General features: G+C 39.1%; 10 protein-coding genes. 4 read left to right on the top strand and 6 right to left on the bottom strand.

The features are described 5' to 3' along the window. Positions 1–47: 47 nt before the first annotated feature. The 3 genes from WSC_RS0110080 to WSC_RS0110070 all read right to left on the bottom strand — a co-directional run bounded on the left by WSC_RS0110080 (position 48) and on the right by WSC_RS0110070 (position 2,664). Positions 48–974 carry a sugar kinase gene (locus WSC_RS0110080; RefSeq protein WP_016955796.1) on the bottom strand — a complete coding sequence of 309 codons (927 nt, stop codon included), beginning with the start codon at positions 972–974 and terminating at the stop codon, positions 48–50. Between the two features lie 65 nt (positions 975–1,039). Continuing rightward, positions 1,040–1,510: a hypothetical protein gene (locus WSC_RS0110075; RefSeq protein WP_016955795.1), complete on the bottom strand. Its 471-nt coding sequence runs from the start codon at positions 1,508–1,510 to the stop codon at positions 1,040–1,042. Beyond that, positions 1,510–2,664, bottom strand: coding sequence for a PepSY-associated TM helix domain-containing protein (locus WSC_RS0110070; protein WP_016955794.1), 1,155 nt, complete (start codon positions 2,662–2,664; stop codon positions 1,510–1,512). Before WSC_RS0110070 ends, WSC_RS0110075 begins: the two co-directional genes overlap by 1 nt. A 200-nt stretch (positions 2,665–2,864) precedes the next feature. On the opposite strand from WSC_RS0110070, the gene WSC_RS0110065 reads away from it, so the two are divergent. Both WSC_RS0110065 and WSC_RS0110060 read left to right on the top strand, forming a co-directional pair. After that, the gene (locus tag WSC_RS0110065; RefSeq protein ID WP_016955793.1) at positions 2,865–3,500 is read left to right on the top strand and encodes a fused MFS/spermidine synthase; all 636 of its coding nucleotides are present in this window, start codon (positions 2,865–2,867) and stop codon (positions 3,498–3,500) included. A gap of 3 nt (positions 3,501–3,503) precedes the next feature. Next, positions 3,504–4,406 carry a spermidine synthase gene (locus tag WSC_RS0110060; RefSeq protein ID WP_016955792.1) on the top strand — a complete coding sequence of 301 codons (903 nt, stop codon included), beginning with the start codon at positions 3,504–3,506 and terminating at the stop codon, positions 4,404–4,406. On the opposite strand, the gene WSC_RS0110055 is transcribed toward WSC_RS0110060, so the two are convergent. Further along, positions 4,399–6,345 carry a tetratricopeptide repeat-containing sulfotransferase family protein gene (locus tag WSC_RS0110055; protein WP_016955791.1) on the bottom strand — a complete coding sequence of 649 codons (1,947 nt, stop codon included), beginning with the start codon at positions 6,343–6,345 and terminating at the stop codon, positions 4,399–4,401. The genes WSC_RS0110060 and WSC_RS0110055 overlap by 8 nt on opposite strands. Positions 6,346–6,361: 16 nt before the next feature. Continuing rightward, complete coding sequence (locus WSC_RS0110050; RefSeq protein WP_016955790.1) at positions 6,362–8,839, bottom strand: TonB-dependent receptor; 2,478 nt, start codon at positions 8,837–8,839, stop codon at positions 6,362–6,364. Between the two features lie 139 nt (positions 8,840–8,978). Here WSC_RS0110050 and WSC_RS24115 point away from each other — a divergent pair, with 139 nt between their 5' ends. Beyond that, positions 8,979–11,495, top strand: coding sequence for a response regulator (locus tag WSC_RS24115; protein ID WP_016955789.1), 2,517 nt, complete (start codon positions 8,979–8,981; stop codon positions 11,493–11,495). Here WSC_RS24115 and WSC_RS0110040 read toward each other — a convergent pair. Continuing rightward, positions 11,477–12,919: a sensor domain-containing diguanylate cyclase gene (locus tag WSC_RS0110040; RefSeq protein WP_016955788.1), complete on the bottom strand. Its 1,443-nt coding sequence runs from the start codon at positions 12,917–12,919 to the stop codon at positions 11,477–11,479. The two genes, WSC_RS24115 and WSC_RS0110040, sit on opposite strands and share 19 nt — an antisense overlap. A 163-nt stretch (positions 12,920–13,082) precedes the next feature. On the opposite strand from WSC_RS0110040, the gene WSC_RS0110035 reads away from it, so the two are divergent. Next, positions 13,083–14,279 carry an EAL domain-containing response regulator gene (locus WSC_RS0110035; protein ID WP_016955787.1) on the top strand — a complete coding sequence of 399 codons (1,197 nt, stop codon included), beginning with the start codon at positions 13,083–13,085 and terminating at the stop codon, positions 14,277–14,279. The last annotated feature ends 160 nt before the right edge of the window (positions 14,280–14,439 follow it).

The raw sequence follows: 14,439 nt of genomic DNA, 5'->3' as shown, positions 1-14,439 counted from the left end.
AAGCAACCCGCTTGGGACTTAAGTGCCCTTGCGGGTGGCTTTTATTTTTATTTAAGCGCCTGCTTATATAAAGCTATGTCCATAATAGCCCCCGGATGTTGCACCACTTCACGAGCCACTTTATCCGCATTTATAATTGCGTTGTTTACACTATCACCGTTAATGCGCGACATTAAATAAGTGCCTGCAAACGAATCACCGGCAGCGGTTGAGTCCACTTGAATCGGTGCTGGATTAAACGGCACATGACAATCACTTTGTTCTGTCGCAAAACCATAAACACCTAGTTTACCTGCTTTTATCACAAACTCACTGACACCCTGCGCCAGCATATATTGCTGAACGGCTTCAACTGAGTTTTGTGCAAATAAATCTTGGTGTTCATCTAAGCCTGGTAAAGCAATATCAGCTAATTGATAGGCTTTTTCTATCCATGCAATTGCGTGTTGTTGATCGCGCCACATACGTGGACGATAGTTAGGATCAAATGCAATTTTGCTGCCTTTGGCTTGCGCTTGCTGCAAAATTTCCAACAATTTAGTTTTGTTGTCATCAGATAAAATTGCTAATGAAATGCCACTAAAAAAGATAATATCTGCATCCGGCAATTGGGCCGCGCCACCCGCAGCCAACAACAAATCTACCATTTGCGTGGCCGCAGAATCTTTTCGCCAATAGGTGAAAGAGCGTTCGCCGCTGTCGTCGGTTTGAATCGCGTAAATGCCAATATTCGCTGAATCTGTTGCCAAAACGGCTTGGGTGCCTAATTGTTCAAGCGCCAAATACTCGCGCATTTTGCCGCTAAATACATCGTTACCAAGCGCAGTATAATAATTTACCTCTGTGGATGGCGCCCAACGTTTGGCATAAATACCCGCATTTAAGGTATCCCCAGCAAATTTTTGCACTAATTCTCCAGCATCCGAGTACTTAAACTCCACCATGCCTTCACCAACAACTAATAAACCTTTCATCTAATGACCCTAATGTTAAAAAACACACTTAGGCTATTATGCCATTATTCTTATAGTATTAGTTACTAATTAATCTCAACAAGATGCTTAGGCACATCCCAAGAGGCAATAAAAGATTCACCAGACCAAGTTTGCATGGTTAACCAAATTTTGTCCGAAGGTAACAAAGTTTGTTTAGCTAAAGCATGCACATGTTGGCCATGTTTTGTGCCATGCAATATCCCTTCAGATCTGTCCGCGAACTGCTCCAATGGCAAACTCTGCTCACCAATATTTAAGTAAGCTTGTTTAATATCACTAATCTGACCTTTAGAAAAAGTCAGCAAAAAATCTTTTACGTACACACCATCATGTGTATACGGTGCATCTTCATCATACGGCATCAAAGTAATTTCAAAGTTGCCAACCTGCTGGCTGCCTAACGCATCTGGAAATGTTGGGTACAGTGACTGGTAAAAAAACCATGCAGGTAACACCAATATCCAAGCATTTAACCAATATTTATTTTTTTGCCACAATGAATTTTTACGCGCCATTATGCACTCTCCCCTACAACTTGTTCTGCTACTTGTTCGACTCTTTTCTGTGCTTTATTTGTGCGTAAAAACCACATGCAAAATCCAGTAATCGACATGCCAGTTAAAATAATGCCAAATACAAACCAGATGAATTTAGTGACTAAACCACCAATAGTTCCATAATGTAGCGGATCTGCTATGTGTGATAAGGTTTGCATCAAGGTCATACTGCTAGGGTCGTTTTTATATTCAACCGCGCCAGTCCAAGGATTAACATTAAGTTTATAACTGTATTGATCAAAGAAAATAAAATCCCCAGCACCAGATAAATGATAAGTATCACGATTGTGCTCAGGTAAATGGATATAACTCGGGTTAAAATCAGGATAGAGCTGACGAGCAATGCTGATACTGTCAGATAATGAATAGCTAACTTGTGGCTGCTCATTCAGATTTGATGGTAATTGGGCAACCGGGATCATTGGCGCATGTGGCTCAATTTCAATTTCAGCATGCCAACAGATCGCCTGCACCAAGTACCACAAACCAGTTAAGCTCATAACCAGCATAAACCAAATTGACCATACACCAGATAAACGATGTAAATCGTTAAACAAAGTGCGTTTACCTTGGTTTGTGCGTAAATTGAATTTGAAAAAACCTTTCCAGAACTTTTTATAAACCACTAACCCAGTGATCAAAGCACCTAACATCAGTATCGCCATAATACAGACTAAGTAATAACCTAAACTGTAACTATGCTGCCACGGAAATAACAACCAGCCATGCAATGAACGCATAAAACCAACAAAAGTCACACCATTGTTCACTTCTTGAATTTCGCCAGTGTACTGGTTTACGTAAGCAATTGCGTAAGGTTTATCCGTATCGGTAAATGTGACAGCTGTTGCTAAATAAGGTTCAAAACGCATTACATTAGTTACATCAGCGGTTGGATGGGCTTTTTCTACTGCAGCAATAAGTTGCTCAATTGGCTTAGCAGGCAACTGCTGTGAATTAACCGCACGCGCGTTAGGGTTAACCAACCAAGTTATTTCGTGACTGACAACAGCAATAGTGCCGGTTAAACAAACAAAACAAAACACCATCCAAATTGGCAAAGAAAACCATCCGTGTAATTGAAACCAAAATCGATTGCTCAACTTAGCCATATAATTACAACCTTAAATAACAATAATTAGCATTAACCATTACAAACACGTTTACTTTACCATTTACTAATATATTTAGGAATACAATATGTAAATTTAAAAAGAGCTACCTCTACAATTTCAGTATTTGCACAAAGGTTAATTTCACGTTAATTTACCTGCTACTCAAGCAAATAAATAACAAATAAATCTAAGCAATTATGCAAAAATTAATAGTCATATTACTGGCCTTTAGTGCTGGTTTTTCCATCATGTCATTTGAACTACTTGGTGGCAGAATGTTAGCGCCTTACTTTGGTAGTAGCGTGTATGTATGGGGCAGTATTATTACTGTGTTTATGTTGGCGCTGTCATTAGGTTATTTAACTGGCGGTAAGTTGTCAGTCAAGCAACCTAGTTTGACTAAATTTGCGAGCATTTTTGTAGTTGCAGCATTGGCAATTTTGCCGAGTATTTTTTATTCGGAACAATTATTTGAGTTGGTGTTTGCTTGGATTGAAGATCCTAGATATGGCTCATTGGTCGCAGCAACTTTAGTATTTTTGTTACCAAGTGTCGTCATGGGCATGATATCGCCCTACTCTGTGCGATTATTAACGGTTTCGACCCAATCATCCGGTCAAACTGCTGGCTTTTTATATTTTATCTCTACTTTAGGTAGTGCCATAGGCACAATAATGACCTCTTTTTATTTGGTCCTCTGGATGGAAGTTAGCCAAATTCTTTGGTTTATTTTTGCCATTTTAGCCAGTTGTGCAGTGCTTGCATTTGCAACCTTCACTCTAACCAATAAAACCACAAGTCAGTTAACCAACAATGCAGTAGTGAGTGAATAAATTATGCGTACTTCTAAAAAAGTAATAACCAGCTTAGTTTTGTGTGCAGCAGCCCAGTTATTTACTAGCAACCTAGCTTTTGCCAAATTGGTTGAAGTACACAAAGAGCGCTCCATCTACCGCAATATAGTGATTACTGAAAACAAAGGCATTCGCTGTATGCAGTTTGAAACACGCCGAAAAAAAGTCAGTAATCAGGCTTGTATCAACTTAAAGCAGCCTGAGCAATTGGTATTTGAATATGTGCAAGGCACCTTGTTAGGTTTAGCCCACAACCCAACCCCAAAACGCGTATTAATATTGGGTTTAGGCGGTGGCACCCTTGCTAATGTTATCCATCAAATATCGCCGACAAGTGAAATAGTCTCGGTTGATATAGATCCTGCCGTAGTAAAACTCGCCAAAGAATATTTTGACTATCAAGAAAACCAACAAATAAAAAGTGAGATAAAAGATGCTCGTGTTTTTGTTAAACGGGCACTTTTACAAAAGCAGCAATTTGATTGGATAATACTCGATGCGTTTAATGGTGATTATATTCCAGAGCATTTAATGACTCAGGAGTTTTTAACTGAATGCAAACGCCTATTATCAGCAAACGGCTTGTTAGCCGCCAACACATTTAGCACTAGTGATTTATATGATCACGAATCAGTTACTTACCAAAAAGTCTTTAACCAGCTTGATATATTTAAAGCACCGACTAAAGGCAATCGTGTGATATTCGCCTGTAACTGCGACAACTTTTCGCTGACAAATAATTTATCCCCACAACTAAATAACCAACTAAGCCGCTATGGGTTAGATAGCAACTTATTATTTGAATCTATTACAGACATGGTGGATTGGGATGTCACAGCTCGAGTATTAACTGATGAATATTCGCCGGCGAATTTGCTTAAATAATTTGCTGCAACTCCGGCAGGTACTGCGCATATACCTGCCAACTACCTATGCTTGAGGTATAAATAGGTTGGCGTACTTGCTCTGCACTTGGCGTTTTAACCGCTCTAGTATTTTGATGAAATTGCAGCATACTTGGTTGAAAATCACAGCCTAACATATGGCAAATATCTTTAATATGCTGCTCTGGCTGTGCAACTAATTGCTCGTATTCTACTAACATCAAGTCTTGTGGAATTTGTTTGTACCAATAATCCATTAAATCTGTGTACGCATGATAAAAATTAGCACAATGACGTAAGTTATAACTAAACGCCTGCCCTTGGGCATAATACTGCTTATAGTTGGCCATACAGGCATCTTTAATATTGCGCCGAATATCGATAATTTTAGCCTGAGGTAAAATTAATTTAATTAAGCCAACATGCTTAAAATTGTTAGGCATTTTATCGATAAAATAACGTGAATTTTTATGAAAAACCTCTGTTTGCTGTAAATAATTTTCACCCATTTCAGCCAATTCAGCTTGGCTAAACGTTTGTAGAAAATCTGCCAAACTCAAACCTTTTTCTGCCGCTTGTTGAGCTAACTGCTCTGCGATTTGCATGATATTTGGCAATTCCATTGTGCCTTGAATATCAGAATGAGACGCCAATATCTGCTCAAGCAAAGTACTGCCCGCTCTTGGTAAACCAAGGATAAAAATCGGGGTTATTTTGGCATCTGTTCGAGTAACAAGCTGCGACAACAACTCAGCGGGAAAATTGACCTTTTGTTCGTTAATGCTCTGCACATGTTGTTGATTATTATACTTAAGCTCAGTTAAACGCAGATGATTTGCGCTTTGATAAAAACAAGCTGCACGTTGATAATTTTCTCTAAGTTCAAATGCTTTAGCCAAAGCAAAGCTCAACAAACATTGCTCATTATTCACTAATATTTGCTGCTCCAATGTATCTAACATGAGTTGCAATTCAGCTTGGCTAAATTGATATCGTTTTAAATTGGCTAAACTCCAATAGGCATCGGCACACAAGACATCAGCTTGATAGGCGCTTTGATAGGCGTGTTGCGCTTGCTCTGTTTGCCCAAGGGTTTTGTATAAATGGCCGAGTGCAATAAAAACCTGTGCACGCTCGAATGAAGTGTCAGGTAAGTTTTCCAATACTTGTTTATACGCCACTTCAGCTTGTTCAAACTGATTTATTGCGGCGGCTTGGTTTGCCAAACACAAAACAAAACTCAGATTATTCGGGCTTTTTTCTACCAGCTTAGTCGCCAATTGATAAGCCCTTACAAACTTTTGCCTATTTTGGAGCACTACAACTAAATCATATTGGCAGAACACATGTTCTGGCGCTAACAACAAAGCACTGTCTAATAAAAATTCGGCTTTATCGTAATGCTGATTACTACTGGCAATTTGCGCTAACAAGCGCATAGCTTCAACATTGTCAGGCTGTTGTTGCAAATAAAATTGGCACCTGCGCTGTGCCTGCGCAATATTGCCTTCATACAAATTTGAATAACCGCTGCGGATATGCAGCGGCAAACTTTGGTAATACTCAGCATTTGCGCGGGCATTCTCAGCTAAACTTAACTGCTGATTTAACTGGTAGATATCGGCGAGTTTTAACCAAGCACTGGTTAAGCTTGGGTTGTATTTTGTTGCTTTTAACAAAGCAGCTAATGCTTTATTTGAGTTGTTTAACAACAAATAATTGTAGGCTTGTTCTTGATACCCACGCGCATGTTTTGGGTTAATTTTGAGCAAATTATCAATAAAACCTAATGCTAGGCTCGGCTGGTTTAAATACCTATTACACACAGCCGCAAGATAAAAACCCAGTTGACCATATTCAGTTTGCTCAATTTGCTGCAAACGACGCCAAGCTTCGTGCACATCACCATTTTTAACCAAAGCCTGTATTTGTTGCAGCATAAGTATCTGTTCGTCGTTAATATGTGTATTTGAGTTTTATACCAAAAGTTTGTGGCCGATTAACAGTAACTCTTTTGATATCGTCTTGGTCGTTAATAAAAAGCTCGGCTCTTTCATCGGTTAGATTATTAATATACAACTGCAGTAACCACTTATTTAACTCTAAACTGATGGATGTATTGATAATTTGATAACTGTCTTGTAGCTCACGTTGCTCTGCAACCAACGAACTCCAAGCACTTTGTGAATATACCAATGACAATTGCCAATCTAACCAATATTTGTTTATTTTCCAATTGTAATGGCTGCGAATGTTGCCCTGAAAATTTGGGGTTAAAGGTAATTCACTGCCAACCGGAGCAAGCTCTATCGCCTGCGCTTTTAATTCGGTTAATTTGCTGTCAATAAATGAGGCTGCGGCAAACAAACGCCAACTTGGTGTTAGTTGCCAAATAATATCCCCTTCTAGGCCATTTATTCTTGAGTCAGCCGCATTTTCAATAAAAGTTAAAATAGATACGTTTTGTGGATCAAAACGTGAAACTTGCATATTTTGCCATTTAATATGGTAAGCATTTGCATTAAAACGTAACTTGTTATCCAACCAAGTGGATTTCAGCCCTAGCTCATAGTTTTTAACATCATCTGTGTTATATGTAGTTGCGACGTCGGCAAATTCAGGGTTGGTCGATTGAATACCACCTCCGCGATTAAATCCGCCTGGCCTAAAACCTTCAGAATAAGTGGCGTAAACTAATTTATCCTGTTGCCAGTTATAACTCAGGTTCACTTTGTATATGGTATCTGACTGCTTAAGTGGTTTATCGCTATGCCCACCAGAAACATCATAATCGCGCCCGCGGTCAGTATTTACTGAGCCTTGAAAAATACCATCAGCAAAATTAGATGAACCACTTATATCAGTTTCAATTTTGTACTTCCGAGCCCCCAAAGTCGCAGTAACTTGCTCCGACAAATTAAACGACAACTCGGCAAACAGAGCTTGCTGTTTTTCGCGTCTAGTAATGTCATTAAAAAAAGTTACGCCAGCGGCACGTGGATGCGGATTAATACTTTTTGCGCTTGATATCGGCGCGTTGGCTGCAAAACCGAGTTCAGGTGCAGCTAAATACACATAGTCGTCTAAGGTTGCGAGTTCAAAATCATCTAAATACAAACCAAAAACAGAATCCAAGTATGGGTTAGCATCATAAACAAACCTAAGCTCATGGGTTGTTTTGTCGTGCATCTGCTTACCGACAAATCCTTTAGTTGGATCTTTACATTGTCTCTGTTCGGTGATCAAACTTGCTGGAATATTATAATTAACTATGTAATTGGGATTATTATAAGTGCAAGTGTAATACGCAATATAAGCCCCACTATTGTTATAACCTGTATAGTCAATAAGTTGATTAACTTCACGCTCTAACATAGAGCCTGCGTACAAAACTTCCAATTGGTCAATTCGGCCTTCTAACGTCAACGAGGTCTGGTTAAATTCATCTTCGAGCTTATCTGGAAAAAATCGACCAACGGCTAAATCGCCGACTTCAGGGTCCATATCAAACACACCATCAGCTTCAATCTGCTGAGCATTATGTTGCAAGAGTATTTGCCAATCGTCATTGAGCCAATATTTGCCCGATAAGCGAAAACCTTGATACACACTTTGATTAAAGTCATCTTTGATAAGATGTTGGTTATTAATTGTTTGGTAACTAGCATCATTCAAATTAACAAGCGAGTTGGGGTTTATTGCAGGGTCTAAAGTAAATTCACCGTATTGGTTATCTATATAACCACCTTGCGACACTGTATATGCCGACAAACGTAATGCAAGATCATCACCTACGGGGAAATTCAGCATAGCTTGTAAACTGTGGCTATTATCACCTTGTTTAGTGTGAGCAAAATCTAAACTGGTACTTGCTTCAAATCTAAATCGCGAAGGTTTGTTGGTAATGTACCTTACGGTGCCAGCTTGAGCGCTCGCACCAAACAATGTGCCTTGCGGGCCAGCTAAAACTTCAACTCTAGCTAAATCATGTGTATACAAATCAATGTTTCTGCCTGGTGCTGTTACGGGTTGCTCATCTAAATACACAGCAACATTTGGCATACTACCTTGTGCACCAGCTAACATAACCGCTATGGGTTGTATCGCCATGCCTCGCATAAAAATATCGGCTTGTCCTGGCCCTCTAGCTGCAATAGCAACATTAGGCAAATACAGGTTTAAAGCGTCTAAATTAGCTAAATTAAGCTCAGAAACAGTTCGACCTGACAAAGCTTGCAACGCCACTGGCACAGTTTGCATATTTTGCACACGCTTTGATGAAGTTACTTGGATAACTTCGATATCTGAGCTAACCAATTGAGTTGAATCAACTACTTGAGCAATAACCGACACAGGCAATCCAGTTAATACAGAGCTTACAACTTGAGCTAAGTAACTAGGTTTAACTAAAAGTTTTGCCCATTGTGGTTGCATGTATCAGCCCAGTGCGATTAAGTGAGTTTGATAATTTATTATAGTAGAAGATGAATTTTTCTAAAGATATTATGGAATTGCTTAAAGGGCGTGACTATAGTTAGTAACAATTCTATTGAAGGCTGAGACAAGGATAGACGTGCGAAATTTACGCTTTAAATTGGTTTTAGCATTTTTATGTGCTGTAACAATTCCCTTGTTTACTAACTTTGTTTTTACCATTAACGAAGTGCAAACCCATGCTCGAGATGCTTTCGAAAGCCGCTTTTACGGCGAAGTCCAGCAAATTGACAATGGCATCAGTCAAATGTTTAAACTGTATGCAAGCCAACTCAGCTTACTCAGTGAACAAGAAATATTTAAAGACAGTGCCCAACATATATCGACTTATATGCACTTGCCAGCAACACAAATGCGACCTAGCTCAAGCAATACAGCAGAAAAAGCGCTGTTTAAACAATTTGCTCAAATAGCCCAGCATTACCCAAACCTCAATTACATTTATTTTGGCACTGAGCAAGGTGGTTATGTTCAATGGCCTGAAGGTTCGACCACAGACAATTATGATCCACGAATGCGGCCTTGGTACACATCAGCCAAACAAGCGGATGGTGAGATTATCCGAGCGCCCGCTTATTATTGGGCAGCTGATAACACCATGCTCATATCGACAGTTCGCCTGATCAAAAACCAACAAAACAAAATGATTGGTGTGGTTGGTATTGATATTACTTTAGACGAATTTACTAAAATGCTGTCGAAAGCAGAATTTGGTGAGCAAGGTGAGTTAGTGGTCATTGAACATACGGGTAGAATCTTAGCTGACACACGAAATCCACAAAATGTGTTTAAATATGTTGAAAACACCCTGTCAGAAGCCGACAAGTTTTTAGCGGTTGAATATATTTCACCTTACTTAAATTGGAAATTTGTTGGTTTAATCCCCCATACAGCCGTTGAAGAAAATGTATCTGAGCTCACTTTGTACGTACTGATAATCACCTTAATCAGTATTATGTTATTCGGCACTGGCGCGGTTATTTTTTCTAAAAAACTATCTAATGTGATAGAGCAACAACACAATCAACTTGCACAAGCCAAACATCAAGCCGAACAAGCCAGCCAAGCTAAAAGTGAATTTTTAGCCAACATGAGTCATGAAATTCGCACCCCGTTAAATGGTGTACTTGGCATGGCACAATTGTTAGCCTCTAGCCAATTAAATAAAGAACAAAAGAGTAAACTCAAAACCATTGAGAACTCTGGCCGTCTATTAATGGGGATCATAAACGACATCTTAGACTTCTCGAAAATTGAAGCACAAAAGCTAGAAATTCACCCAGTTTCGACCAAACTACAAGAACTTGTTGAAGATGTAGTACTGGCACATAGAGCAAACGCCAGCCAAAAAGGTCTAGAAATGATTATTGATATGTCTGACGTAGCGAACATGCAGGTATTTGCCGATGACATAAGAATTAGCCAGATACTCGGCAATTTAATTTCAAATGCGGTTAAATTCACTGAGGCTGGCTGCATTACTGTCAGTGTAAAACTAGCCGAACACTCAACCAAAGAGCTTGCTCATATTGAATTTTCCGTGGCCGACACCGGAATTGGTTTAACCGAACAACAGCAAAACAACATATTTAAAGCATTTGAACAAGCTGATGGTTCAACTACACGAAAATATGGTGGCACAGGTTTAGGGCTGGCCTTATGCCAAAGATTAGTGACCTTGATGAAGGGCACACTAAAAGTGGCATCACAGCCGCAACAAGGTAGTAAGTTTTATTTTGAATTGCCACTCAAAATAGAGAAATCAGCACAATACCATGTTGCGCCCGAGATACTACACAATAGCGTAGCACTTATTATTGATGATATTGCCGAAAACCACCGGGTGTTAAATGGTTTTTGCGACAGTTGGCATATCAAACACCATAATTTTTTAGCACCGATAGAATTAAAAAGCTGGTTGAGTGAACAAAAACGTATCGACTGCGATTTTTTACTCCTAGATTATGCTATGCCGCATATAGATGGATTATCACTATATAAATCTATCTATAAGTTATTACCCAGTCACTGCCAAGCCATACTCATAACTTCAGTTGATTCAGAAGAGATATACCAAGAATGCCAGAAATTAAACATTAAACATATCCACAAACCTATTATTGGCAAAAAACTCCTGCAGACTTTATGCAAAAGCTTAGAGCCGCACGAACATGAAAGTGAAGTAGAAGCAGCGCCAGTACAACCAACAGGAAATGGCAATAAGCGAATTTTAATTGTTGAAGACAATGATATTAACTACATGGTGGCAGAGCAGTACCTAACAGGTAAAGGATACCAAGTTGATTGGGCTGAAAATGGTGAAGACGCGCTAAAAATGTTCCAGCCTGAATATTATTTGTTAGTATTAATGGACTGTATGTTACCCGGCATAGATGGCTACACTGCAACACAAGAAATAAGGTTGCTTGAGCGCTCAACCAATGCAAAAGCAACGCCGATAATTGCGCTCACGGCAGATGTTACCAGTCAAAATGAAAAAAAATGTTTAGACGCAGGTATGGACGCTTACGTTACTAAACCCTTTAATTTTGCGGAGCTGCAAAAATGCATAGATGCTTACTCAACACAAACCTGATTTTTGCCCTGCTGTTTAGCACTATATAAAGCTTTATCTAGCCTTAGCAAAAACTGATCAACATTTTCGTGATATTGCCACTGACTTACACCAAAACTTGCAGTAAAACGAATGCTTTGTTTATCAAACAAGCTTACATTTTGTTCTATCGTCTGCCTAATTTTCTCCGCTATAGCTGCAGCAGCATGCGCATCCTGGTTAGGTAAAATAAGCAAAAATTCTTCGCCGCCCCATCTAACTAAAGTGTTGAGTTTGCCATATATCCCTTGCACTATCGCCACAGCATCACAAATAACTTTGTCACCGGCTAAATGTGTGTAGGTATCGTTAATTTGTTTAAAGTTGTCTAAGTCAAACAAGATGACCGAACAGGTACATTTTTTATTTTTGTGCGAAAACAGTCGATTGACTAAATGCTCAAAACCATGCCGGTTTGCAACACCGGTTAATTTGTCGGTAATCGCCATGCGCTCAAGCTCTTTCTGATAACGTCGCATGGTATAAAACACGACAGCAATCACTAAAATGGATATCAACAAGCCGATAGACAAATTGAGCAACAAGGGTTGAATAATTCGTTTGTCCCAAGGTTTGTCTGTGTGCAATATCATTAACGACCATCCCAACTCAGGCACATAACGACTGTTTACATGAGCAGACTGGTTAGCAAAATTAAATCGAGTTGTACTATTTTCGCTGCTTAACAATTGCGATTTATAAGCGGCTAAACCAGTAATATCTTCCAATGTTTTTATCGGTTGTTTATCAAATAAATAATTATTGCTTTGCAGCATTACTTGACCTTGCTCGTCAGCAAAAAAGATAAAAAATTGCTGGTGAAGGTTGTTATCGTCCAATAATTGTTTAACCGAGGTCACTGACAAACCAATACCGATAGCGCCTAGATATAGCCCATCAGAATCAATAACCTTATAATTAATAAAAACGGTTAATGATTGTAAGTCACGGGTGTCTAAATCAATGTTCACTATGTAGTCTTGTGTACTTTCAGTCACAGAAAAATACCAGTTATCTTGCGCATCATGCTCAGATACTTGTTTTAATACCCCATTCGGATGGTAATAATTTCGTGTTTTTTCAGAAACAAAAAAACTTGTAATGGCATTATTACGCTGTTGAATTTCAGCTAAATACCTTTGCATTTTCGACGCTTCTTGTTCGCCATTATGTACCCAGTCATGCACAAAAGTATCTTGTGCCATTAACGAAGAAATATGGATGGGCGCCATCAGCTTTTCTTTAATTTTGGAATAAATACTGATGCCAGTTAAAGGTACAACCTCAGAAACAATTTGTTCAGATAAAGTATGCCTAGCAGACCAATAACTTAACGTACTTACAGCAATAAACCCAACTAATAAAAATATGGAGACTAAGGTTAACGCTCTGTTTTTAGTATTCATTTATTCTCGTTTTTTTAACGCAATCTCGCGTAGGATACCATGGTTCAGATAATAGTGAGCCCATTTGCGGAAATGTAGCACAAAAAATCGCGGTAAATTCACCTTGTTGCCAGGTTAAAACCGACTACACTAACAACAAGTGCTAGATAAATGGAATTACTCAATGGCAATAGCAATCAAAAACTGGAATGCGCTGCTGCTAGATGACAGCCCTTCAATAATAGCCTTGATGACTCAAGTACTAAAAAATGAAGGAATTGAAAACATTAGTGCCTTTTCAGACGCCAGTTCAGCATTGAGCTATTTAGCCGCTCATCCGGTTAACATTATTTTTAGCGATTTAAATTTACCTAACATAGATGGTATAGAGTTTATTCGTTTGTTGCAGCAACACAATTACTCAGGCCATTTAGTCATAGTGAGTTCAATGTCAGCTAAAACCATCAAGTCAGTTGAACAATTGGCTCGTACCTGCAAGCTCAATCTTATTGGTAGTATCACAAAACCTATTACTGAACAGGCGGTGGCTAGCCTATTAATAAAGGCCAGCGAATACAAAAGACCTAGCCATAGAGCCAAGGTTGAAAAGCTGAAAATTTATGAACTGATTAGAGCTTTGGAGCAACAGCAATTTGATTTGTATTACCAACCGCTAATTTGTAATAAAACACGTAGAATTATCGGCTTAGAAGCGCTTGCTCGGCTTAACCACCCTTCTAAAGGTTTAGTTTTCCCTGACAGTTTTATTATGGAACTAGAGCACAATGCTTTAATTAAACATTTAACTTATGAACAACTCGATCAAGTATTACAACAAATAGCCAGTTGGCGAGACAAAGGTTTAGCCTTAAGCGTTTCGCTAAACATATCTGCGACCCTGTTAGTTGAAAAGAATTTACCTGATATGATTTTTGAGCTGTTAACCTGTTATAACCTGCCCGCTGACAAACTGGTATTGGAAATTACCGAATCCAGTGTTATAGAGCAACAAGCCGATATGTTAGAGGTGTTGTCACGTTTATCCATGCGTGGAATAAAACTTTCAATAGACGACTTTGGTACAGGTTATTCATCCGTTGAGCGCTTAATCGACCTCCCCTTCTGTGAAATGAAAATTGACAAACAATTTGTCCAAAATGCCGTAACGGATGAAGGGCAACGCGCGACCTTAGAATCTATGGTCAATATGGCTAAACGCTTAGGCATGACTGTTGTACTAGAGGGAGTTGAAACCCTTGAACACTGGAATATGGCTTGTCACTTGAGCGGCGATATTTTGCAAGGTTATTACATAGCCAAACCTATGCCAGCTGACAAATTAAGTGATTGGGTGGAAAAATGGCAAAAGGCAACAGCTTAATTCAACCTGTTAAAGTGCGGTTTTGTATCCGAAAGTGTTCAGCTCCAAATAAGGTTAAATAATAGTTTGGGATTTGCTCCCCATGAATTGCCCATCAACAGATGCCAAAAAGGCCGCTTGCGCGACCTTTTTAGACGTTATATTCGACACAACTGCCGAA

Origin of the sequence: Catenovulum agarivorans YM01 (assembly GCF_000281085.1) — a bacterium.
GTDB classification, from domain to species: Bacteria; Pseudomonadota; Gammaproteobacteria; order Enterobacterales; family Alteromonadaceae; genus Catenovulum; species Catenovulum agarivorans.
The sequence above is the reverse complement of the archived record's forward strand: the minus strand, read 5'-3'. Positions and strand labels throughout refer to the sequence as shown.